This window comes from Salmonella sp. WC3, from assembly GCF_042932255.1.
In the GTDB taxonomy this organism is placed as follows: Bacteria; Pseudomonadota; Gammaproteobacteria; order Enterobacterales; family Enterobacteriaceae; genus Salmonella; species Salmonella enterica.
In genome coordinates this window covers 4,457,054-4,481,309 of record NZ_CP170629.1, presented here as the reverse complement: position 1 = coordinate 4,481,309, position 24,256 = coordinate 4,457,054, and the positions used below count along the sequence as shown (strand labels likewise).

The window sequence follows — 24,256 nt, the reverse complement described above, 5'->3', positions numbered from 1 at the left end:
ACATGAGTGTGATTGCGCAGGCAGGGGCGAAAGGTCGTCAACTGCATAAATTTGGCGGCAGTAGTCTGGCGGATGTGAAGTGTTACCTGCGTGTCGTAGGCATTATGGCGGAGTATTCGCAGCCTGACGATATGATGGTAGTGTCCGCCGCAGGCAGTACCACCAACCAGTTGATTAGCTGGCTCAAGTTAAGCCAGACCGATCGCCTTTCTGCGCATCAGGTATTACAGACGTTACGCCGCTATCAGTGCGATCTGATTAGCGGGCTGCTTCCCGCCGACGCGGCAGATGATTTAACCAGCGCTTTTATTAGCGATCTGGAACGTCTTGCCGCCTTGCTCGACGGCGGCGTAACGGATGCCGTCTATGCTGAGATCGTCGGACACGGCGAAATTTGGTCGGCGAGATTGATGTCCGCCGTCCTGAATCAGCAGGGGCTGGATGCCGCCTGGCTGGACGCGCGCGCATTTTTACGCGCCGAACGCGCCGCACAGCCGCAGGTTGATGAAGGGCTATCTTATCCTTTATTGCAGCAGCTACTGGCGCAGCATCCGGGCAAACGTCTGGTCGTGACCGGCTTTATCAGCCGCAATCATGACGGCGAAACAGTCCTGTTAGGCCGGAACGGTTCCGACTATTCCGCCACGCAAATCGGCGCGCTGGCGGGCGTTTCCCGCGTGACCATCTGGAGCGATGTCGCGGGCGTTTATAGCGCCGACCCGCGCAAAGTGAAAGATGCCTGCCTGCTGCCGTTGCTGCGTCTGGACGAAGCCAGCGAGCTGGCGCGTCTGGCGGCGCCTGTTCTGCACGCCCGCACGCTACAGCCAGTGTCCGGCAGCGATATCGATTTGCAGTTGCGCTGTAGCTACACGCCGGATCAAGGGTCAACCCGAATTGAACGAGTGCTGGCTTCCGGGACGGGCGCGCGTATCGTGACCAGTCACGATGATATCTGTCTGATTGAGTTTCAGGTGCCTGCCAGCCAGGATTTCAGGCTGGCGCATAAAGAGCTCGACCACATTTTAAAACGGGCGCAGGTGCGTCCTCTGGCGGTGGGCGTGCATCGCGATCGCCAGTTATTACAGTTCTGTTATACCGCCGAGGTAGCGGATAGCGTACTGAAACTCCTTGACGATGTCGGGCTGCCGGGCGAATTGCGCCTGCGGCAGGGGCTGGCGCTGGTGGCGATGGTCGGTGCGGGCGTCACTCGCAATCCGCTACACTGCCATCGCTTCTGGCAGCAGTTGAAAGGTCAGCCAGTGGAGTTTACCTGGCAGTCGGAGGAGGGCATCAGTCTGGTGGCGGTGCTGCGTACCGGCCCGACTGAGAGCCTGATTCAGGGGCTGCACCAGTCTGTTTTCCGCGCCGAAAAACGCATTGGCCTGATGCTGTTCGGTAAGGGGAACATCGGCTCCCGTTGGCTGGAACTGTTTGCCCGTGAACAAAGCACGCTTTCCGCGCGTACTGGTTTTGAATTTGTGCTGGCGGGCGTGGTGGATAGCCGCCGTAGCCTGCTGAATTATGAGGGGCTGGACGCCAGCCGCGCGCTGGCATTCTTTGATGATGAAGCCGTTGAGCAGGACGAAGAGTCGCTATTCCTGTGGATGCGTGCGCATCCGTATGATGATTTAGTGGTGCTGGATGTGACAGCAAGCGAGCAACTGGCCGATCAGTATCTGGATTTCGCCAGCCACGGTTTTCATGTGATTAGCGCCAATAAACTGGCGGGCGCAAGCGCCAGCGATAAGTATCGCCAGATTCATGACGCGTTTGAAAAAACCGGGCGTTACTGGCTGTATAACGCCACCGTGGGCGCGGGATTACCGATCAACCACACGGTGCGGGATCTGATTGACAGCGGCGATACGATTCTCTCGATCAGCGGGATCTTCTCCGGGACGCTATCCTGGCTGTTCCTGCAATTTGACGGTACGGTGCCGTTTACCGATCTGGTGGATCAGGCCTGGCAGCAGGGGCTGACCGAACCCGATCCGCGCGTCGATCTTTCCGGAAAAGATGTCATGCGTAAGCTGGTGATTCTGGCGCGCGAGGCGGGATACGACATCGAGCCGGATCAGGTGCGTGTAGAATCGTTGGTGCCGGCGCATTGTGAAGAAGGGTCTATCGATCACTTTTTCGAAAACGGCGACGCGCTGAATGAACAGATGGTGCAGCGTCTGGAGGCAGCCCGCGAACTGGGGCTGGTGTTGCGTTACGTGGCGCGTTTCGACGCCAATGGCAAAGCGCGCGTCGGCGTTGAAGCGGTGCGTCCGGAACATCCGCTGGCGGCGCTGCTGCCGTGCGATAATGTCTTTGCTATTGAAAGCCGCTGGTATCGCGATAACCCGCTGGTGATCCGTGGGCCGGGCGCGGGTCGCGATGTGACCGCCGGGGCGATTCAGTCGGATATCAACCGCCTGGCGCAGTTGCTGTAATAAAGGCAAGTTCGTGAGCGAAGCGCCGGGTTGCGCTTCGCTCCCTCATCAATACGTTTCAATACGTTATGCTGTCATTCTGTAGATACTGATATACGAAGCGCCATCCGATTGCTGACGAAACATTATGGCGTGATGCTTTTTACATTCTCAACCCGGACATCCATCCGGGGGTAAGGAATATTGATGCCATTTTCATCCATTGCTTCCTTGATATTTTCCAGAAGATCGTAGTAAGTACTCCAGTACTGAGCGTTGGGCACCCATACGCGAACATAGAAATTCAGGCTAGAGGGCGCAAGTTCGCCCAGGCGGACCGTAATATCGCGGGTTTTATCAATGCGCTGATCTTGCTCAATAATACGATGTATCACGCTTTTTACGTCAGCAATACGGCTTTGGTAATCCACGCCAATAATCAGATCAATACGTCGATAGGGGTGTCGTGAATAGTTGATAATATTATCAGCAATAATTTTACCATTCGGGATGACAACTTCTTTGCTATCCGCAGTGAGCAGAGTGGTGGAGAAAATATGGACCTTTTCTACTGTGCCGATAACCAGGCCAATTTGTACAATTTCCCCGGCGCGGAAAGGACGCAGGGAGACAAGCAGTACGCCTGCGGCAAAGTTGGAAAGTGACCCTTGCAACGCCAGACCAATGGCTAAACCCGCCGCGCCGATAACGGCAATAATTGAGGAGGTTTCTATACCGATACGGCCAAGAGCGGCTACTGCCGTGAAAGCTATCGTGATGTAGCGAACCAGCGCGGAGAAAAAGTGGACAATAGTGGCATCCACTTGCCGCCTGAGAAGTAATTTTTCCAGCCCCCTCGATAGTAAGCGAGCTATTAACTTACCGATGAAAAGTAGAATGATGGCGGCAACAACATTCCAGCCAAAATGAATTACCGAGTCACTGTGCTCGGCCATCCATTTGATCGCGCCTTTAATTTTTGGAAATAGCTCAAAACCTTCCATGTTTATCCTCTGTCAGCAGTATCCGCGGTATTAGCGGTAATAAAACGGTTCATTTTTGCCTGGATAATCGCCGCGCCGACGGGTGGTAGCAGTAACGCCCAGAATAGTGTCCAGCCGGTTCGTATCAGATCGCGGATTTCGTCGCTAAGCGTCAGACACAATATGGCTGTGCCAAACGGCATAATGGCTGACAGCCATCCCGCGCCACATGCGGTCATGAGTCGGGGCGAAGGCGCCACAAATTGCATTTCCCGGTGAATTCTGAAGAACCAATAAATAATATAAAATGGAATGAAAAAGGCCAATAATGCGACGACAAGGGGTTCTGCGTACTCAGGTCGCTGGGTTGATGAGAACCTTTTGGGCGGTGCAATATAGAAAAGTTCTTTTTTGAGCGGTAATAGTAGCAAAAGCGCGATAACCGCTAAAGTAATTACGATTATTCCTATATAAGGAATTGAGTATATAAATATAGACAGATAGCCAGCGATGATAAATTTGAACAGTAAGCAGAGGCTAAATAAAATAACAAATGTCTGAGCACTGCCGATAGCGCTGAAAAGCAGCATGGGGACTAACAGCGTTATGATCCCCACACCCAGATTAATTAAAAACTGCGCTATGATAAGCCTGACTACGTCAGACGGGCCATTTATGCAGAAGGAACAGACCACGCCAATGATTAACAGGAGCGCAACAAAGTAGAAGGGGTAACAATTTTTTATACGGCAGACAAACCAGCTGGCAACCATACCCAGGAGGTATCCCAGTTGGCCGCCAACGAGAATGGCGCCAATATGATCGGCTGGAATAGACAGAGATTTACTCCAAAAATAAACACCATACGACGATCCCAGCGAACCGATAAAAGAGAGCACCAAAAAGAAAAAAGTGATCCCCCAGAATCGATAGCTACTCAGGAGATCGGCGCAGGTCCATTTTTTATCTGACATTGACGGTAAAGTAATTTCCATATTTATCCCTTGTTTTCCATAGAAAATAAGAATGTATAGAGCTATTCAAATTGATAATAAATATTGATTATGTGAATAACGTTTATAGCCGATCTTAACTTAAAACGAAGGGCCATTTTATCAAATAGTTCTATTCTTTTTCAGCGTGTAAAAGCAGGATGTGAGGTGATTAAATCTATAGCGCCTTCTGAATGATAATCTGTGATTTTTTATGCGTGGCATTACATCATTGGGTTAAATGTGATTCCATTGTGAGTTATATTTTTCCGTCAGCAAATACAGAATTTGTGTGACGCGTTTGGCGGAATAGTGGGCGCTTTGCTGGAATTCAGGTTGTTGCCATAGCCAGGTAACAAAGCGGCGACTGGCCGCCAGATTAACGGCGACACCTTGTTCTAAGTGGGAACCGGTTAACGAACAGACCATTTTGCGGTTGTGACCTTGCCCCCAGAGTTGCCACTGATTTTGCCACCATCCCTGCCATGTTTTGCCTAACAGTTGCCACTCTGCGCGGCAATCGTCATCGTTTATCTCTTCCTCAACGAACCACAGCGAGGAGAGACGCTGGCGAAACCGCTCCGCCCATGCCGTAATGACCGCGCCGCGCAAAAAACACTCATGGGCAATGATGTGTGTCGCGACATCAGGAAAGCGGTTTTTCAGCACCCGAAAATGACCATGCGCCGTAATGACCGGGCGAAGTATTGTTCCTTGCGCGTTACGTTTAAGCGCCGCCGGGCCATACTGAATCTCATCGAACTGACTGCGCTGTAAAAATTGCCGTTCTTTAATGGCGATACGGTGAATAATATCGCCCTTCTCGCCCTCGGGCGGCGCAATTCCTTTCCAGTGGTAATGCAAACTTTTTCCGGCAGACAGTAACGTGAAATTGCTGGAAAGGTGAAGAATATTGCCGCGAACAGCATCAAAACTGAATAAAAAGTACAATTGCTGGAAGGCATTCGCTCCCTGAAACGGTACGAGCAGCGGAATACTGCAAATCTGTTCCGGCGTTTCGGCGACATTCAGCGCGTGCTGTTTTGGCGTCCAGACTTTCTTACAGTACTGGCACTGAAGTCGCTGCGTTCCGCCGGGATTACGTCCATAACGAATCCATGTTTTTTGATAGCAGTCGGGGCAAAAGTGACCATGCTCTTTGGCATATTGCGCGATATAAGCAGACGCCCAGCGGCGAAATTCCCCCTCGTTGAAGAGCGGCGGATAACTGCCGCAGGCTCGACAATGCAATGCCGGATAACCCAGGCGATAGTCCGGCCACACATAATCCGGCGAGTCAGGCAGCCCAAGATTGCGACAACCAGCGCTTTTGCAGGCATTAATGGTGAACAGAGGCGGCATACATTTTACCAACGATTTTGGCAGGTCGTTGATTCTGCCTTCATAAAACGGTACGCGGGTGTGAGGACTCTCACATAAAAAAACCTTTCAGAACGTAACGTAGCGAATCTTTATATGACTGAAAGGGACTTATTTATGAAAGTAAAACTGCTTGCTGCCGGTATTTTGTTCACGCTGCCGTTCTGGGCCTGCGCCAAAGATGTCACCATTATTTACACCAACGATCTACACGCCCATGTGGAGCCTTATAAAGTACCGTGGATTGCTGACGGTAAACGCGATATTGGCGGTTGGGCCAATATCACCACGCTGGTGAAGCAGGAAAAAGCCAAAAATAAGGCGACGTGGTTTTTTGATGCCGGAGATTACTTTACCGGACCGTATATCAGCAGCCTGACGAAGGGTAAAGCGATTATCGATATTTTGAATACCATGCAGTATGACGCTGCCACTATCGGTAATCATGAGTTCGATCATGGCTGGGACAATACATTGTTGCAACTGAGCCGGGCGAAATTCCCTATCGTACAGGGCAATATTTTTTATGAGGACAGCAGTAAATCCTTCTGGGATAAGCCGTACACCATTGTTGAAAAAGATGGCGTCAAGATTGGCGTAATCGGCTTACACGGTGTCTTTGCTTTTAATGATACGGTTTCTGCCGCGACGCGCGTGGGCATTGAGGCACGCGATGAAATTAAGTGGCTGCAACGTTACATTGATGAACTTAAAGGTAAAGTCGATCTGACCGTCGCGCTGATCCACGAAGGCACCCCGGCCCGCCAGTCCAGCATGGGGAATACCGATGTGCGACGCGCGCTGGATAAAGATATTCAGACCGCAAGTCAGGTAAAAGGGCTGGATATTTTGATTACCGGCCACGCGCATGTCGGTACGCCGGAACCGATTAAAGTCGGTAATACGCTGATCCTCTCAACGGACAGCGGCGGTATTGATGTGGGTAAACTGGTGCTGGATTACAAAGAGAAACCACACCACTTTACCGTGAAGAACTTCGAGCTGAAGACCATTTTTGCTGATGAGTGGAAGCCCGATCCGCAAACGAAACAGGTGATCGACGGCTGGAATAAAAAGCTCGATAAAGTCGTGCAGCAAACGGTGGCCCAGTCGCCGGTTGAGCTGACCCGCGCGTATGGCGAATCGTCGTCGCTGGGGAATCTGGCGGCGGATGCGCTGCTTTTTACGGCGGGGAAAGACACCCAGTTAGCGCTTACTAACTCTGGCGGTATCCGCAACGAAATCCCGGCTGGCGCGGTGACGATGGGGGCGGTAATCAGTACCTTCCCGTTCCCTAATGAACTGGTCACGATGGATTTAACCGGTAAGCAATTGCGCAGCCTGATGGAGCATGGCGCTGGCTTAAGCAACGGCGTATTGCAGGTGTCTAAAGGGCTGGAGATGAAGTATGACAGCAGCAAACCTGTCGGCCAGCGGGTTACCGTGCTGACGCTCAATGGCAAGCCGATTGATGATGCGGCGGTTTATCACATCGCTACCAACAGCTTCCTTGCCGACGGCGGCGACGGTTTTGCGGCATTCACGGAAGGCCAGGCGCGGAATACCTCCGGCGGCTACTATGTGTCGAATGCGATAGTCGATTACTTTAAGGCGGGCAACACCATCACGGATGAGCAGCTCAAAGGGATGCGCGTTGCGGATGTGAAGAAGTAATTTCCCCTGCCGCGGCGCGTTCAGTGCCGCGGCGTGACATGAAGAAAATTCAACTTTGCTGAATATTCCTCATTCTTTGGCGTGATTTTTCAGTTGACGTCCTTCCGCTTTTCCGTCATTTTTACATCTGGACGTCTAAACGGATAGATGTTTACAACACAACAAATAATAACATGCGATTGATGAGGTAAGGTATGAGCTTTTTTCACGCCAACCAGCGGGAAGCCCTGAATCAGAGCCTGGCGGAAGTACAGGGTCAGATTAACGTTTCGTTTGAATTTTTCCCGCCGCGCACCAGTGAAATGGAGCAAACCCTGTGGAACTCCATCGATCGCCTGAGCAGTCTGAAACCGAAGTTTGTTTCGGTAACGTATGGCGCCAACTCCGGGGAACGCGACCGCACCCATAGCGTTATTAAAGGCATTAAAGAGCGTACTGGGCTTGAGGCCGCGCCGCACCTTACCTGTATTGACGCCACGCGCGATGAACTGCGCACCATCGCCCGCGACTACTGGAATAACGGTATCCGCCACATTGTCGCTTTGCGCGGCGATTTGCCGCCGGGCAGCGGTAAGCCGGAGATGTACGCCGCCGATCTGGTTGGTTTGCTCAAAGAGGTGGCCGATTTCGATATTTCAGTAGCGGCCTATCCGGAGGTACATCCGGAAGCGAAAAGCGCGCAGGCCGATCTGCTTAATCTGAAGCGTAAAGTGGATGCTGGCGCTAACCGCGCGATAACCCAATTTTTCTTCGATGTGGAAAGCTACCTGCGTTTTCGTGACCGCTGTGTTTCCGCCGGTATCGACGTAGAAATTATTCCCGGCATTTTACCGGTGTCTAACTTTAAACAGGCGAAAAAATTTGCCGATATGACCAATGTCCGCATTCCGTCCTGGATGTCGCTGATGTTTGAGGGGCTGGATGATGACGCAGAAACCCGCAAGCTGGTGGGCGCTAACATTGCGATGGACATGGTGAAAATTTTAAGCCGTGAAGGAGTGAAGGATTTCCACTTCTACACGTTGAATCGTGCGGAAATGAGTTATGCCATTTGCCACACGTTGGGCGTAAGACCGGGTTTATAACCTCCAGCTCCCTGCCGGGAGCTTTATTACAACTCATATTGATCTACATCTCTGTAACTAAAAATATAAAAGGTATTAGCTATCGAATCTGTGGATTAATTCAACTATATCTATTTGCTCCTGGTGTATATCGTAACGGTAACACTTTAAAAGGGAGCTGAGATATGAGCACGACCGACGATACCCATAACACGTTATCCACTGGAAAATGTCCTTTCCATCAGGGGGGGCATGACCGAAGCGCAGGCGCAGGGACTGCCAGCCGCGACTGGTGGCCGAACCAGCTTCGCGTGGATCTTTTGAATCAACATTCCAACCGTTCTAACCCGCTGGGTGAAGACTTTGACTACCGCAAAGAGTTTAGCAAGTTAGACTACTCCGCCCTGAAAGGGGATCTCAAGGCGCTGCTGACCGATTCACAACCGTGGTGGCCTGCCGACTGGGGCAGCTATGTCGGTTTGTTTATTCGTATGGCCTGGCATGGCGCTGGCACCTACCGTTCTATTGATGGTCGTGGCGGCGCGGGTCGTGGTCAACAGCGTTTTGCGCCGCTTAACTCCTGGCCGGATAACGTCAGCCTGGATAAAGCGCGTCGTTTGTTGTGGCCGATTAAGCAGAAATATGGCCAGAAAATTTCCTGGGCCGACCTGTTTATTCTGGCGGGTAACGTGGCGCTGGAAAACTCCGGCTTCCGTACCTTCGGTTTTGGCGCCGGGCGTGAAGATGTCTGGGAACCGGATCTGGATGTGAACTGGGGCGATGAAAAAGCCTGGTTGACTCACCGACACCCTGAAGCGCTGGCAAAAGCGCCGCTGGGCGCGACCGAGATGGGCCTTATCTACGTTAACCCGGAAGGGCCGGATCACAGCGGCGAACCACTTTCTGCCGCCGCCGCTATTCGCGCTACCTTTGGCAATATGGGGATGAACGACGAAGAAACCGTGGCGTTGATCGCTGGCGGGCATACCCTCGGTAAAACCCACGGCGCGGCAGCGGCATCCCATGTAGGGGCCGATCCGGAAGCCGCGCCGATTGAAGCGCAGGGCTTAGGTTGGGCCAGCAGCTATGGTAGCGGCGTTGGCGCGGATGCTATCACCTCCGGGCTGGAAGTGGTCTGGACGCAGACGCCGACCCAGTGGAGCAACTATTTCTTCGAGAACCTGTTCAAATATGAGTGGGTACAAACCCGTAGTCCGGCTGGCGCTATCCAGTTTGAAGCGGTAGACGCGCCGGATATCATCCCGGACCCGTTCGATCCGTCGAAAAAACGTAAGCCAACCATGCTGGTCACCGACCTGACGCTGCGTTTTGATCCGGAGTTCGAGAAGATTTCCCGTCGTTTCCTTAACGATCCGCAGGCCTTTAATGAAGCCTTTGCTCGTGCTTGGTTCAAACTGACGCACAGAGATATGGGACCAAAAGCGCGTTACATCGGACCGGAAGTGCCGAAAGAAGATCTGATCTGGCAGGACCCGTTGCCGCAACCGCTCTACCAGCCAACGCAGGAAGACATTATCAACCTGAAAGCGGCGATCGCTGCATCCGGGCTTTCTATTAGCGAGATGGTTTCGGTTGCCTGGGCATCCGCGTCTACTTTCCGCGGCGGCGATAAGCGTGGCGGCGCTAACGGCGCGCGTCTGGCATTAGCGCCTCAGCGCGACTGGGAGGTCAACGCCGTTGCGGCTCGCGTTCTGCCGGTATTAGAAGCGCTCCAGAAAACGACGAATAAAGCTTCGCTGGCCGATATTATTGTGCTGGCGGGCGTGGTCGGTATCGAGCAGGCGGCCGCTGCTGCGGGTGTCAGCATCAGCGTACCTTTTGCGCCGGGCCGGGTGGATGCGCGTCAGGATCAGACCGACATCGAGATGTTCTCGCTGCTTGAACCGATTGCCGATGGATTCCGTAACTATCGTGCGCGTCTGGATGTGTCGACGACCGAATCGCTGTTGATTGATAAAGCGCAGCAGTTAACGTTGACCGCGCCGGAAATGACGGTACTGGTTGGCGGGATGCGTGTGCTGGGAACCAACTTTGACGGCAGCCAGAGCGGTGTCTTTACTGACAGACCGGGCGTGCTCAGCACTGACTTCTTCGCTAATCTGCTGGATATGCGTTACGAGTGGAAACCGACCGACGAATCTAATGAGCTGTTCGAAGGCCGGGATCGTCTGACTGGCGAGGTGAAATACACGGCGACCCGCGCCGATCTGGTGTTTGGTTCCAACTCCGTACTGCGCGCGCTGGCGGAAGTTTACGCGTGTAGCGATGCGCACGAGAAGTTTGTGAAGGACTTCGTCGCGGCATGGGTGAAAGTGATGAACCTGGACCGTTTCGATCTGCAATAATCTGATGGGTTAATTCGTCAGCGGCTGCTATTCGGTAGTCGCTGACGTTTTCCGCGTTTAATGCGAAAAATAACGAAAATGCCCCGTGACTTTCCAGTTAAATAATACATCTTCCTCCTGTGCTCCCGCGCCTATGTTATGCACAACCAGCGGCACCCCTTCAGGCGTGACGTTCAGGGATACCACGCCAATATGCGCAAGGCCGTTATCCAGTCGCCAGGAGACAATATCTCCCGGTTGATAATCGCTATATTTATCTGTCACCGGCAACGCTTTGTTGTGGCGCTGGAACCAGGTTTCCAGATTCGGAACGCGGCGATGGTCGATATTGCTGTCCGGGCGTTTCAGCTTCCAGTTATTCGGGTAGGCAGAGAAATGTGCCTGCATGTCTTCATGTACCCGTTTCTGTAAATCAACCTGCTGACTGCGTAGCGCGCGGATGACGACATCTGCACATACCCCACGCTCCAGCGGAAGATCGCCATTCGGATAATCCAGACGAACATAGGCAGCATCATAAAATAGCGTCTTACCTATTTGCGTCCCGGCACTTTGGGCGATTGCAGCATTAGTTTGCGCCTGAACGGTTATTGGTCTGGTATCAGAGCGTGGCGAATGATGAGAGATATGGCTAATAAAAAAAGCAGCAAGAATACCGATAAGCGCCTGTGCGAATTTCATCTTCTTCGTCCGTGAAGTGTGTCAGTACGTCATTTGACTTTCCGCGGAGAGAATGGTGCGTGATAAAAAAGTCTATTTCAGGACAAAATGGACTGATTCCAGGCTATGGAATACCTGATGATGGCGCTTCGCTTACCTGGCCTGGATGATTGGATAACAAGGCCAGATAAGGTGCCTGTGTCGACATTCGGCAAATGAATTCTGTTGTGTCAGCAAGCTGAAATACTCCTGACTATCGTCAGGAGTATTGCTCAGACCTTATTCCCATTCCTGCAAGAAGCGTTGACCGTACTGGTCGGCGACCAGCAGCGCGGCGTACACTTCATCCGGCGTTGCGCCGCCAGGCATGTTATGAATAGTTTCACCTTCTGCGCAGGAGGCTTCCGCGACGGTGCGCATCTTGGCCGGGATATCCTGTTTAATATCCAGTTGCGCCAGCGTAATCGGCAGGCCAACGGAATGGCACAGCGCCGCAACGGTTTCGATTTCTTCGACCGGCGCGTTTTCCAGCACCAGTTGCGTCAGCGTACCGAAAGCGACCTTCTCACCGTGATAATAGTGGTGCGCATCCGGAATCGCCGTTAAACCGTTATGAATCGCGTGCGCTGCGGCCAGACCGCCGCTTTCAAAACCGACCCCGCTCAGGTAGGTGTTGGCTTCGATGACGCGTTCCAGCGCTGGCGTGACGACGTGCTGTTCGGCGGCCAACATGGCTTTTTCGCCTTCTTCGATCAGCGTGTTATAGCATAGCTCCGCCAGCGCCAGCGCGGCCTGTGTACACTTGCCGCCCGCCATTGTGGTGGCGCCGCTGCGTGAGCAGGCGCGCGCTTCAAACCAGGTCGCCAGCGCATCGCCGATACCGGCTGCCAGCAGACGCGCCGGCGCGCCCGCCACTATCTGCGTATCGACAATAACCATATTCGGGTTATGCGGCAGCAGCAGATAACGGTCAAACTCACCGGCATCGGTATAAATAACCGAGAGTGCGCTGCACGGTGCGTCGGTAGAGGCGATGGTCGGCGCGATAGCGACCGGGACGTTCATAAAGTGCGCCAGCGCTTTGGCGGTATCCAGCGTTTTACCGCCGCCGATACCCAGTACGGCGCCACACTGACTTTTTTCGGCGACGGCGCGCAGCCTGTCGATCTCATTTTGCGAACATTCGCCGCCAAACGGGGCGATTTCTACTGACAAACCGGCATCCGTCAGGCTTTTGCGCAGCGTCTCTTCGGCAAATCCCAGCACGAATTTATCGCCCACAACCAGCCAGTTGTTCGCCATTGGTTTTAAATAATCGCCAAGACGCGCGATGACGTTTGCACCCTGAATATACTTACCTGGTGACTGAATAATGCGATCCATACATTTCTCTCCTACAGGTTCAGATTACCAAAAGCGTTTTTCCAGTCTTGCTCAAACTTCTCTATTGCCGACTCTACCGCAGGCGTATTGAGCATTTGTTGCGCTACATCTAAAGGAAGGGTAATCGCCTGGCAACCTGCCAGTAAGCAATCCAGCGCCTGCCGCGGCGTTTTAAAGCTGGCCGCCAGTACCATGCTGTCGGGCGCGTGATGTTCCAGTAGCGTTTGCAGCTCCTGAACCATACGAATGCCATCGCCGCCCTGCGCATCAACGCGGTTGACGTAGGGAGCGACATATTTTGCGCCCGCCAGCGCCGCCAGCAGGCCCTGCGATGCGCTGTAGACGGCGGTGCCCAGCGTCACGATGCCTTCTTTTTTCAGCAATTTAATCGCTGCAAGACCTTCGGCGGTCACCGGAATTTTAACCACAATGCCGGGGATGGCGTTATTCAGTCGTTTGGCTTCTTCCACCATCCCTTTCGCGTCGCGGCTCATGGTCTGCGCAAATAAAGTGCCTTCTTCGCCGATGGCGTTTTGCAGCCTGGGCAGCACATCCCAGATAGATTCTTTGCTGGCTGCCACAATGCTTGGATTGGTGGTGACGCCGGCAATCGGGAAAATGCGCGCCAGACGTTCAACTTCCGCCACGTTAGCGGTATCCAGATAGAGTTCCATAGTCTTTCCTTTACAGTTCAAGTTCATGTTGCAGCAGGCTGGCGATAGCGTCGGCGGAAGCGGCGTTAACCAGCGTGTTGCGGAATTCTTCGTGCATGATGCGGCGGGCCAGGCGCGAGAAAATACGCATATGCTGGTCGCCCGCGGCGTGTTTGTTAAGCGTCAGCATAATGATGAACTGCGCCTCGTCATCTCCCCAGCGTACCGGCGCGTTCAGGCGCGCCACGCTGATGGTGGACTGTTCGATATGTTCCGATTTGCTGTGCGGAATGGCAAAGCTAAAGCCCAGTCCGGTGGAGAATACCGCCTCGCGCGCCCATAGATCGGCTTCCAGTTTGCGCGGGTAGCGGCAGCGGCCCGCCAGCAGCAGATTGTCGGTCATGCCTTTAATCACCTCCTCTTTGCTGCGCCAGTCGCTATCAAGCGTTATGCATTGGGCGGTAACCAGCGGGGCATCCTGCTGCGACATGCGGAACTGCGCCAGCAGATGCTCCACCTCCAGCGAGGTGCGGCAGGCCATCGCCTGATTCAACAACTGGCGGCAGGCTCGGCTGTCGAGTTGTGCCATCCGCGCTTTGGCGGCGGGAATCGACGGCGCGCCCATGCTGATCTCGTCCAGCCCCAGACCTACCAGCAATGGCAGAACCGAACCTTTGGCCCCCAGTTCGCCGCGCAGACCAATCCATTTGCCCTGACGATGTACCGCCTGCACCGCGAAATCCAACGCGCGCAGGAAGGCGGGATTCAGGCTGTTGTAGTGACGAGTGACTTTGGCGTTATCACGGTCTACCGCCAGCAGGTATTGTGTTAGATCGTTACTACCAATACTAAAGAAATCAATCTCTTCACAGCATTGATCGATGATGAACATCACCGACGGCACTTCCAGCATAATGCCGAGTGGGATCTTCTCATCGAACGGGATATGTTCATTACGCAGCTGCTGTTTGGCTTCCGCCAGCTTCTCTTTGACCCACAGAATCTCTTCCATAGAGGAGATCATCGGGATCATGATTTTCAGGTTGCCGTGGGCGGACGCGCGGAGGATCGAGCGTAGCTGGGTGGTAAACAGAGAAGCGTACTCTTCATAAATACGGACGGCGCGATAGCCGAGGAATGGGTTGGCTTCGGCAGGAATATTCAGATAATCAACGGGCTTATCGCCGCCTATATCCATTGTGCGCACAATAATGCTGCGTCCCTTTGCGGACTCCAGCGCCTGGCAAAAAATATTGTACAGCTCGTTTTCGTCCGGCGCGCAGGCGCGGTCCATATACAGCATTTCTGTGCGGAACAGGCCAACCGCTTCCGCGCCGTTACTAAAGGCCGCTTGCGCCTCGACGGAGTGCGCGATGTTGGCGGCGACCTCCATGCGGATGCCGTCAGCGGTGCGCGCTTCCTGGGTCAGCCAGATGCGCTGCTGTTCGCGCAGGGCGTCTTGCACGCGGGCTTCCTGCTGATAGTAACGAGTGACAGGCTCGTCAGGCGCAACGACAATCGCGCCTGCGTTGCCGTCAATATAAACCGTCTGCTGACGCCACGGTGTTAAGGCCTCAATCTCCACGCCAACCAGGGTGGGAATGTTGAATGAGCGGGCGAGAATCACCGTGTGCGAAGTGGTGCCGCCGCTTTTTAACAGCAGACCTTTGAGAAAGGTTTTATCCAGTTCGAGGAACTGGCTTGGCGTCAACTCTTCCGCCATACAGATAGATGGCCGGGTCAACTGGCCCGGCGCCGGAAAGCGCTGCTCACCGTAAATGTGTTGCAGTAACTGGAAGCAAACGTCACGAACATCCAGCGCGCGTTCCTGTAAATAGCTGCTGCTGGCGCGAGCGAACTCATTGCAGAAATGGTTCGCGCTTTCCACGATTGCCTGCGCGCAGCTTAAACCGCGCAGAACGCCGTCCAGTAAATGCTGACGCAGTGAAGCGTCGCCTGCCAGCGAACGATGGGCTTCCAGAATCGCGCTGGCGGCACCGTCACTGTCGAGCTGACGAAACTCAATATGCTTTATCAACATCGCTAAGCCATTGTCCAGCGCGGCTTGTTCCGTCTCTGTGTCGTTGGCGGTCGGGAGTTCGCCGAGCGCATTGAGATCCAGGGAAGAGAGTGGCGTCAGTACGCCGCCCGCGCTGCCGCTACACACGCTACGGGCGCGGTAAATCTGCGGATTCAGCTGGGTCAACGACGCCGGAAGTGGCTCCAGTTCGCTGTTTTTAATCTCCGCCAGCGGCGCGTCGCAGAGTGGGAATTCATCGCGCAGCCATTGACTCAGACGCTGGCAGGCAACCTGTTCATCGGCACCGGAAATCACCAGCTGACAGTGGTCGCCAGCCAGCGTGTCGGTGCCAATCAGCGCCAGCGCGCTTTTGGCGCTGCCTTTGCGATCGGTGCGCAGGTTGTGCCACTCAATTTGCGACGTGAAGGTATTACACAGCGTTTCTACGTGGCTTGCCGGGCGCGCATGTACGCCATTCGGCAGTTCACAGGTAAATTCCACAATCAGGGGCATTGCCTCTCTCCCATAACGATTCTCTCGCTACAGCATAAAAGGAGGTAGCCGGAATACGCCATGTGACAAATCTGTCAAAAGCTGGATAAATGTAATGTAGCGCAAAAAGTGCGAGTTGTCTCACAACTTAGCGTGGTAGCGCAGGTTTTACCTTTTTCAGAAGTTATGAAGCGGATCGCATTTTTATACTGATATTACAAAAATCCAGTAAATGGCCTTTTTATCCACTGTCTGCGCGACAATGGATTGCCTATTGTTTTCCGCAGTAACTTTATGGACATGGGCTTTATCCAGCCCGGGAGCGACTTATGAAAGAGTTGGTACAGATCCTGAAAAATACCCGCCAGCACCTGATGACCGGTGTTTCGCATATGATCCCCTTTGTGGTGGCTGGCGGAATTTTGCTGGCAGTCTCCGTCATGCTATATGGCAAGGGCGCCGTACCCGATGCCGCCACCGATCCGAATCTTAAAAAACTGTTTGATATCGGTGTCGCCGGGCTGACGCTGATGGTGCCTTTCCTCGCCGCATACATCGGCTACTCCATTGCCGAACGCTCCGCGCTGGCTCCTTGCGCGATTGGTGCCTGGGTGGGTAACAGCTTCGGCGCGGGCTTTTTCGGGGCACTTATCGCCGGACTTATCGGCGGGATCGTGGTGCATTACTTGAAGAAAATCCCGGTGCATAAGGTGCTGCGTTCTGTGATGCCTATTTTTGTGATTCCCATCGTTGGCACTTTTATCACCGCGGGCATCATGATGTGGGGGCTGGGCGAACCGATCGGTGCGCTGACAAGCAGCCTGACCCAATGGCTGCAAGGGATGCAGCAGGGCAGCATCGTGCTGCTGGCGGTGATCATGGGGCTGATGCTGGCTTTTGATATGGGCGGCCCGGTTAACAAAGTCGCTTATGCGTTCATGCTGATTTGCGTGGCGCAGGGCGTATATACCGTGGTGGCTATCGCCGCGGTGAGCATCTGCGTACCGCCACTGGGACTGGGGCTGGCGACGCTGATTGGCCGCAAGAATTTTTCTGTTGAAGAGCGCGAAGCCGGTAAAGCCGCGCTGGTCATGGGCTGCGTGGGCGTAACGGAAGGGGCGATTCCTTTCGCCGCTGCCGATCCGCTGCGCGTGATCCCATCCATTATGGTGGGCTCCGCTTGCGGTGCGGTAATGGCCGCGCTGTTTGGCGCGCAGTGTTATGCCGGTTGGGGCGGTTTAATTGTTCTGCCAGTCGTGGAAGGCAAGCTGGGTTATGTCGCGGCAGTCGCCGTGGGCGCGGTGGTAACGGCAGTCTGCGTTAACGTGCTGAAAAGCCTGACGCGTAAGAATGTGTCGCAAGTTGACGAAAAAGAAGACGACCTGGATTTAGATTTTGAGATGAATTAAGCGAGGAATAAGCCATGACTAAAATTATTGCAGTAACCGCGTGTCCTTCTGGTGTTGCGCATACCTATATGGCGGCTGAAGCGCTGGAAAGCGCAGCCAAAGCGAAAGGTTGGGATGTAAAAGTGGAGACTCAGGGCTCGATTGGGCTGGAAAATGAACTGACGGCAGAGGATGTGGCGAGCGCCGATATGGTGATTTTGACTAAAGATATCGGCATCAAGTTCGAAGAGCGGTTTGCGGGTAAAACTATCGTTCGCGTCAATATCAGCGACGCGGTAAAACGCGCCGACGCCATTATGAACAAGATTGACGCCCATCTTTCGCAAACCGCGTAACGTTAAAATGTCCGATGGCGCAAGTTTATCGGGCCTGCTCACAGGCCCGATAAGAGATTTATGCCGCCATCCGGCGCTCGTGTCCACAGGAGCTCCTCATGACCCATCGTATTCAACGCCTCAAAGCCGCTCTGTTTCAGAATCACCGTGAAATTTCTCTGGAGCGCGCGCTGCTTTATACCGCCAGCCATCAGCAGACGGAGGGCGAACCGGTCATTTTGCGCCGCGCCAAAGCGACGGCGTATATCCTTGAACATGTTGAAATTTCGATTCGTGACGAGGAGCTGATTGCCGGAAACCGAACCGTTAAGCCGCGCGCGGGTATTATGTCGCCGGAAATGGACCCGTATTGGCTGCTTAACGAGCTGGATCGGTTCCCGACGCGTCCGCAGGACCGTTTTGATATCAGCGAAGAGGATAAGCGCCTCTATCGTGAGGTTCTATTCCCGTACTGGGAAAAACGGTCGATGAAAGATTTTATTAACGGGCAGATGACCGATGAGGTGAAAGCCGCCGTCAGCACCCAGATTTTTAGCATTAACCAGACGGATAAAGGGCAGGGGCATATCATTATTGATTATCCACGCTTGCTCAATAACGGGCTGGGTGAACTGGCGGCGCAGATGCGCGCGCGCTGCGAGCAACAGCCGGAAAACGACTTTTATCAGGCCGCGCTGTTGTTACTTGAGGCATCGCAACGCCACATCCTGCGTTATGCCGTACTGGCGGAACAGCAGGCGGAGCGCTGCCCGGACGCTCGTCGTCGTCAGGAACTGCTCACCATTGCCGCCAATTCGCGGCATAACGCGCAGCACAAACCACAGACGTTCTGGCAAGCATGTCAGCTGTTCTGGTACATGAACATTATTTTGCAGTACGAGTCCAACGCCAGTTCGCTGTCGCTCGGGCGCTTCGACCAGTACATGCTGCCGTTTTATCAGACTTCGCTCACTCAGGGCGACGATCCGGCGTTCCTGAAAGAGTTGCTCGAGTCGCTGTGGGTGAAATGCAACGATATCGTGCTGCTGCGTTCCACCAGTAGCGCGCGCTATTTTGCCGGTTTCCCGACGGGTTACACCGCGCTGCTGGGCGGATTGACGGAAAGCGGACGCAGCGCGGTAAACGTGCTCTCTTTTCTCTGCCTGGATGCCTACCAGAGCGTGCAGTTGCCGCAGCCGAATCTCGGCGTGCGCACTAACGCGCTGATTGATACGCCGTTCCTGCTCAAGACCGCCGAGACCATTCGCCTCGGTACCGGCATTCCACAGATTTTCAATGACGAAGTGGTGGTTCCCGCGTTCCTTAACCGTGGCGTGTCGTTGGAGGATGCGCGCGATTATGCGGTGGTGGGATGTGTTGAGCTGTCGATTCCGGGCAGAACCTACGGGCTGCATGACATCGCCATGTTTAATCTGCTGAAAGTGATGGAAATCAGCTTGTATGAAAATGAGGGCAACGACACTCTTACTTATGAGGCGTTGCTGGCGCATATTCGCGCCAAAATCAGTCACTACATTACACTAATGGTAGAAGGCAGCAATATTTGCGATATCGGCCATCGTGACTGGGCGCCGGTGCCGCTGCTCTCTTCGTTTATCAGCGACTGCCTGGAGAAAGGGCGAGACATCACCGACGGCGGCGCGCGCTATAACTTTTCGGGCGTACAGGGCATCGGTATCGCCAACCTGAGTGATTCCCTTCATGCGCTCAATGGGCTGGTATTCGATCAGCAGCGCCTGAGTTTTGATGCGCTGCTGTCGATCCTGAAAAACAACTTCGCCACGCCAGAAGGGGAAAAGATCCGCGCCAGGCTTATCAACCGCTTCGAAAAATATGGCAACGACATTGATAATGTCGATAACATCAGCGCCGAACTGCTGCGGTATTACTGCAAAGAGGTGGAAAAATACCAGAATCCGCGCGGCGGCCAGTTTACGCCGGGTTCATACACGGTTTCCGCGCATGTGCCGCTGGGAGCGGTGGTCGGCGCGACACCGGACGGGCGTGTTGCCGGAGAACAGCTGGCGGATGGCGGCCTGTCGCCGATGCTCGGACAGGATATGCAAGGGCCGACGGCGGTACTAAAATCAGTAAGTAAGTTGGATAACACGCTGCTGTCGAACGGTACGTTGCTGAACGTGAAGTTTACTCCTGCGACTCTGGAAGGAGAGGCGGGACTGCGCAAGCTGGCGGATTTCCTGCGCGCGTTTACCCAGCTCAAACTGCAGCACATCCAGTTTAATGTGGTGAATGCCGACACATTGCGCGAAGCGCAGCTACGGCCTCAGGATTTCGCTGGGCTGGTGGTGCGCGTGGCGGGCTACAGCGCCTTCTTTGTCGAGCTGTCGAAGGAGATTCAGGATGACATTATTCGCCGCACCGCGCATCAGTTGTGAGGTTGTGGGGGCGCGCGATGAGGAGACCGCGCGTATCTTCAATATCCAGCGCTATTCGCTGAATGACGGGCAGGGGATTCGTACGGTGGTCTTTTTTAAGGGCTGTCCGCATACCTGTCCGTGGTGCGCTAATCCGGAATCTATCTCGCCGCGCATTGAAACGGTGCGCCGGGAAAATAAATGCCTGCGTTGCACGCCGTGTCTGCGGGATGCCGACGAATGTCCTTCCGGCGCGTTTGAGCGTATTGGGCGTGATATTACGCTGGATGAACTGGAACGCGAAGTGCTGAAAGACGACATCTTCTTTCGTACTTCCGGCGGCGGGGTGACGCTTTCTGGCGGCGAAGTGCTGATGCAGGCGCCGTTCGCCACGCGCTTCTTACAGCGATTGCGGCGTTGGGGCGTTCCTTGTGCTATTGAAACGGCTGGCGATACGTCGGCCAGCCGTCTACTGCCGTTGGCAAGGGCGTGTGATGAGGTATTGTTTGATCTGAAAATTATGGATGCGGAGCGGGCGCGCGAGGTGATCAACATGAATCTGCCGCGCGTACTGGAGAATTTACGGTTACTGGTTAGCGAGGGAATCACGGTGATCCCTCGTTTGCCGTTGATTCCTGGCTTTACGCTTAACGCAGAGAATCTGCAGTGCGCGTTAACATTGTTGAGATCATTAGGAATAAAGCAGGTTCACCTGCTACCGTTTCATCAGTACGGCGAGCCGAAATACCGGCTGCTTGGAAAATCATGGATGATGAAAGATATTCCCGCGCCGTCGGTGCAAGAGATCGCTCTGTTTCGGGAGATGGCGGAGCAAGCAGGATTTCAGGTCACCACAGGAGGCTAATATGGCAGTACCTGTACGGCATCTGGTGGCAGTGACCGCCTGCGTGAGCGGTGTAGCGCATACCTATATGGCTGCTGAACGGCTGGAAAAACTTTGCCAGCAGGAGAAGTGGAGCATCAAGATTGAAACCCAGGGGGCACTCGGTACAGAGAACCGCTTAACGGAAGAGGATATCCGCCGTGCCGATGTCGTGTTGCTCATTACCGATATCGAGCTGGCGGGCGTGGAGCGATTTACCCGGAGTCGCTATGTCCAGTCGGGGATCAGCGCTTTTTTGCGGGAGCCACAGCGGGTAATGAGCGCTGTGCGTAAACTCCTTTCCGCGCCGCAACATACCCACCTTATCCTGGAGTAATCTGCTTTTCCGTTAGCTGGCTGTGATACTGGCGGCGATACTCCGACGGCGAGCGTTCCGTATTTTTGCGAAACAGGCGGCAGAAATAGTTACTGTCGACAAAGCCGCAACGGTGCGCCACCTCTTTCACTTTCAGGTCATAGCCCTTCAGCAACGTTTTGGCGTGTTCCAGTCGCGTATGGTTCAGGTATTCGTTAAAGCCGATGGCCCCCGTTTTCTGGAACAGGTGCGAGAGGTAATTTGGCGAGATATAAAACGCCTGTGCTACCGATTCACGCGTCAACGGCGCGGCGTAGCGTTCATCAATATACTCCCGAATGGCTTCAAAAAGCGCGCGGCTGCGGGAGGCGGTCTGGATTTGGCTGCCGAGCAGATCGCGGCAATGGCTTAGTAGGCTGGCGACAATCAATCTGGCCGTTTGCTGCTCTTGCGGCTGCATCTGCATCTCATTAAGCGTTTGTAACAGGAAAGAGCCGATACGCGGGCCACGGCGCGCAACGTGCTGTTTCGTGAGGTTTTGATGCTGCTGACCATCCCAGTGGACTACGCTGAAACCTAACTGCTGTTTGCCAAACAGAATGCTCAGGGTGGTGACGGGCGTTTGCCACTGCGGGATGTTCCAGCCGCCAGCCGGAACGTAGAGAACATCGCAAGGAATGAGCGGGGCGGTAATGCTCATGTCAGTAAGCTCGCCCTCCAGCACAATCTCCAGCCGCGGAAAATCCACCTGGTACGCCAGTTCCGGCGCTGGGCCGCTGGCGCTGGCAAAATAAATCTGGCGCAGCGGCAGCGGGCCGTTGATGAGACGGGAGAGAAGGTGGCTGACGTCGTGATACATGATAATCCCCTGCCGATCGCAAACAGAGGAAACAGTAACGTCGAAAACCGATGTCCTCAAGCGATTATTGCCGGATGGCGGCGCTTTGCGCCTTATCCGGACTACGGGAGAGAAGAACGCCAGGCCCGATAAGCGTTAGCGTTATCGGGCAGCATATAGGCTATTGATTACCGACCTGATCGCCATACGGCAACGTATCATAATCAATCAGCGCGTTTTTCTTATACGGGTTGCCAATCCAGCGCGTGGTCTCTTTGAACTGCGGGTTGGTGATGGAACGCGTCGGGTCGTAGCCATCATAGGTCAGGCCCGCTAAGTCCGACCAGGTATGGATAAGCTCGGAACTGCTGTACTTACGATCGACATCCTGTGAGAAGTCGCGCGGATGCGCTGCCTGCCATTTCTCTGAGGTCCACAGCAGGAACGGCACCGTATACATATGACGGGTTGGCGAATCTTCGTTTCGTCCCTGCGTCTTATGCGGCGGCGTGTCATACACTTCTTCACCGTGATCGGAGAAGTAGAGCAGGAAACCGTTCGGATCGGTCGCTTTATAGTCCTTAATCAGGCTGGCGACAACATAGTCATTATACAGGTTCGCGTTGTCGTAATCGTTATACGATTCCAGTTCGTCGCTGCTTAATCCCGGCGGAACATGGTCGGTTTTACCATCAAACTTGCCCTGGTTTTCTGGATAGCGGAACTTGTATTTAATGTGCGTTCCCAGCAGATGCACAATAATGAATTTTTTCGGCGCCGGGTCGGCTAACACCGCTTTAAACGGCGCCAGCACGTTGCTGTCATATTCGCGTGCGCTTTGAGTGCGCTGCTGGTTCATATAGAACTTCTTATCAGTCTGCTTAGAGAACACGGTCAGCATGGTATTACGCGCCGTCATCGTCTGCTGGTTAGTGATCCAGAAGGTTTTATACCCGGCCTGTTTCATCATATTCATCAGCGATGGCTTCGTCAGATACCAGTCCGGGTTCTTTTCGTCCGCGAACGTTAGCGCCTGTTGCAGAATCTCAATGGTGTACGGTCGCGAAGTTACCACGTTATTAAACACGGTCAGCCCGGGGTCGGTTTTATGCAGCGCGTCCAGTTCCGGCGTGGTTTCGCGCGGATAACCGTACAGACTCATACGGCCACGCTGGGTCGATTCGCCAATCACCAGTACCAGCGTGCGCGGCGCATCGCCGGAGTGGTCTTTGAAGTTAGCCAGCGGCGGCAGGGCATCGTTTTCATTCAGCAGTTTATTCAGCGAAGCGAGCTGTAAACGGTACTGATAGTAGCCAGTAATAAATTGCCACGGCGCGGCGGGCTCCATTCGTGACGCCAGGCTATCCAGCGTTTTCTCCATCGACTTATGCTTGATAAAGGTATTCATCGCGATGGGATGGAGGATCAGCCCGTACAGCAGGGCAAACGACACCAGATAGCGCCAGGGGGATGGAATATAAACCGGGCGCAGACGTGTCCACAGCAGAATCGCCGCTACCGTATAAGCCAGGGCGACAAGAACAATTTTCAGACTGAAATATTGGCTTAAATATTCGCTGGCTTCATTGGCGTTGGTTTCAAACATCACAAACAGCACGCTTTGCGAGAACTCCTGCCCGTAGATTACGTAATAGCTCAGCGCCGCCAGCGAGGCGGCCCAGAGTATGACGCCAATAACGGCAGCAATAACCCGGATGCGGCCTGGAAACAGAAAGACCGGGATCAGCCACAGTGAGCTGTACAGTAGCGAATCCCGCAGACCGTTTGTCCCACTGTATCCGGTGAGATAAATAATGGCCTGCAGGAGGGTGGAAAAGAACCAAAAGTAGAGCAGTGCCCAGCCCAAGGCTTTCCAGCTAAACGCGGGTTTAGTCTGGAGTAATGTGGATTGCATAATGAGAGCCTGTCTTTAATCGTAGCGCCAAACGTAACGCCTGAACCTTAAAAGAATCTGAAGCAAACCTGCTTTATGCCGCACGTTTTGCTAAGAAAGATTTA

18 protein-coding genes are annotated in these 24,256 nt (G+C 54.0%); 9 read left to right on the top strand and 9 right to left on the bottom strand.

The genetic code is table 11. The features are described from left to right. Positions 1 to 2 precede the first annotated feature (2 nt). Positions 3 to 2,435 (top strand): bifunctional aspartate kinase/homoserine dehydrogenase II, encoded by a 2,433-nt coding sequence (locus ACFK9X_RS21870; protein ID WP_151117695.1) that lies wholly within the window; start codon positions 3 to 5, stop codon positions 2,433 to 2,435. Positions 2,436 to 2,560: 125 nt separating this feature from the next. Here the strand turns inward: ACFK9X_RS21870 and mscS are convergent, their stop codons facing one another. The 3 genes from mscS to ACFK9X_RS21855 all read right to left on the bottom strand — a co-directional run bounded on the left by mscS (position 2,561) and on the right by ACFK9X_RS21855 (position 5,751). Next, positions 2,561 to 3,418, bottom strand: coding sequence for a small-conductance mechanosensitive channel MscS (gene mscS / locus ACFK9X_RS21865; RefSeq protein WP_000398245.1), 858 nt, complete (start codon positions 3,416 to 3,418; stop codon positions 2,561 to 2,563). A gap of 2 nt (positions 3,419 to 3,420) precedes the next feature. After that, positions 3,421 to 4,392 (bottom strand): sugar porter family MFS transporter, encoded by a 972-nt coding sequence (locus ACFK9X_RS21860; RefSeq protein ID WP_151117691.1) that lies wholly within the window; start codon positions 4,390 to 4,392, stop codon positions 3,421 to 3,423. Positions 4,393 to 4,626: 234 nt separating this feature from the next. After that, positions 4,627 to 5,751: a hypothetical protein gene (locus ACFK9X_RS21855; protein ID WP_001134808.1), complete on the bottom strand. Its 1,125-nt coding sequence runs from the start codon at positions 5,749 to 5,751 to the stop codon at positions 4,627 to 4,629. Positions 5,752 to 5,886: 135 nt separating this feature from the next. On the opposite strand from ACFK9X_RS21855, the gene ACFK9X_RS21850 reads away from it, so the two are divergent. The 3 genes from ACFK9X_RS21850 (at position 5,887) to katG (ending at position 10,873) form a co-directional block, all read left to right on the top strand. Then, positions 5,887 to 7,443: a bifunctional UDP-sugar hydrolase/5'-nucleotidase gene (locus ACFK9X_RS21850; RefSeq protein WP_000865251.1), complete on the top strand. Its 1,557-nt coding sequence runs from the start codon at positions 5,887 to 5,889 to the stop codon at positions 7,441 to 7,443. 194 nt (positions 7,444 to 7,637) lie between these two features. Then, positions 7,638 to 8,528: a methylenetetrahydrofolate reductase gene (gene metF / locus ACFK9X_RS21845; protein WP_000007507.1), complete on the top strand. Its 891-nt coding sequence runs from the start codon at positions 7,638 to 7,640 to the stop codon at positions 8,526 to 8,528. 164 nt (positions 8,529 to 8,692) lie between these two features. After that, entirely contained in the window at positions 8,693 to 10,873 is a 2,181-nt protein-coding gene (gene katG / locus ACFK9X_RS21840; RefSeq protein ID WP_151117689.1) for a catalase/peroxidase HPI, read from the top strand. 57 nt (positions 10,874 to 10,930) lie between these two features. Here katG and ACFK9X_RS21835 read toward each other — a convergent pair whose 3' ends face one another. The 4 genes from ACFK9X_RS21835 to ptsP all read right to left on the bottom strand — a co-directional run bounded on the left by ACFK9X_RS21835 (position 10,931) and on the right by ptsP (position 16,102). Further along, the gene (locus ACFK9X_RS21835; protein ID WP_000666688.1) at positions 10,931 to 11,554 is read right to left on the bottom strand and encodes a DUF1287 domain-containing protein; all 624 of its coding nucleotides are present in this window, start codon (positions 11,552 to 11,554) and stop codon (positions 10,931 to 10,933) included. Between the two features lie 258 nt (positions 11,555 to 11,812). After that, entirely contained in the window at positions 11,813 to 12,916 is a 1,104-nt protein-coding gene (locus tag ACFK9X_RS21830) for a glycerol dehydrogenase (RefSeq protein ID WP_000374031.1), read from the bottom strand. 11 nt (positions 12,917 to 12,927) lie between these two features. Beyond that, entirely contained in the window at positions 12,928 to 13,590 is a 663-nt protein-coding gene (gene fsa, locus ACFK9X_RS21825) for a fructose-6-phosphate aldolase (RefSeq protein ID WP_000424866.1), read from the bottom strand. A gap of 10 nt (positions 13,591 to 13,600) precedes the next feature. Next, on the bottom strand, positions 13,601 to 16,102 hold the full coding sequence (ptsP, locus tag ACFK9X_RS21820) for a phosphoenolpyruvate--protein phosphotransferase (protein WP_151117686.1): 2,502 nt from the start codon (positions 16,100 to 16,102) through the stop codon (positions 13,601 to 13,603). 308 nt (positions 16,103 to 16,410) lie between these two features. On the opposite strand from ptsP, the gene ACFK9X_RS21815 reads away from it, so the two are divergent. The 5 genes from ACFK9X_RS21815 to ACFK9X_RS21795 all read left to right on the top strand — a co-directional run bounded on the left by ACFK9X_RS21815 (position 16,411) and on the right by ACFK9X_RS21795 (position 21,420). Beyond that, positions 16,411 to 17,490, top strand: coding sequence for a PTS fructose transporter subunit EIIC (locus ACFK9X_RS21815; RefSeq protein WP_000661597.1), 1,080 nt, complete (start codon positions 16,411 to 16,413; stop codon positions 17,488 to 17,490). A gap of 14 nt (positions 17,491 to 17,504) precedes the next feature. Then, on the top strand, positions 17,505 to 17,825 hold the full coding sequence (locus ACFK9X_RS21810) for a PTS fructose-like transporter subunit IIB (RefSeq protein ID WP_000161258.1): 321 nt from the start codon (positions 17,505 to 17,507) through the stop codon (positions 17,823 to 17,825). Positions 17,826 to 17,923: 98 nt separating this feature from the next. After that, complete coding sequence (locus tag ACFK9X_RS21805) at positions 17,924 to 20,221, top strand: formate C-acetyltransferase (protein ID WP_151117684.1); 2,298 nt, start codon at positions 17,924 to 17,926, stop codon at positions 20,219 to 20,221. Then, on the top strand, positions 20,187 to 21,065 hold the full coding sequence (locus ACFK9X_RS21800) for a [formate-C-acetyltransferase]-activating enzyme (RefSeq protein ID WP_000171724.1): 879 nt from the start codon (positions 20,187 to 20,189) through the stop codon (positions 21,063 to 21,065). Before ACFK9X_RS21805 ends, ACFK9X_RS21800 begins: the two co-directional genes overlap by 35 nt. 1 nt (position 21,066) lies before the next feature. Beyond that, complete coding sequence (locus tag ACFK9X_RS21795; RefSeq protein ID WP_000290522.1) at positions 21,067 to 21,420, top strand: PTS fructose-like transporter subunit IIB; 354 nt, start codon at positions 21,067 to 21,069, stop codon at positions 21,418 to 21,420. Here ACFK9X_RS21795 and ACFK9X_RS21790 read toward each other — a convergent pair. Together ACFK9X_RS21790 and ACFK9X_RS21785 are read right to left on the bottom strand one after the other, a co-directional pair. Further along, positions 21,407 to 22,258 (bottom strand): AraC family transcriptional regulator, encoded by an 852-nt coding sequence (locus ACFK9X_RS21790; RefSeq protein ID WP_000274596.1) that lies wholly within the window; start codon positions 22,256 to 22,258, stop codon positions 21,407 to 21,409. The two genes, ACFK9X_RS21795 and ACFK9X_RS21790, sit on opposite strands and share 14 nt — an antisense overlap. 160 nt (positions 22,259 to 22,418) lie before the next feature. After that, positions 22,419 to 24,152: a phosphoethanolamine transferase CptA gene (locus tag ACFK9X_RS21785; RefSeq protein WP_151117681.1), complete on the bottom strand. Its 1,734-nt coding sequence runs from the start codon at positions 24,150 to 24,152 to the stop codon at positions 22,419 to 22,421. Positions 24,153 to 24,256: the final 104 nt, after the last annotated feature.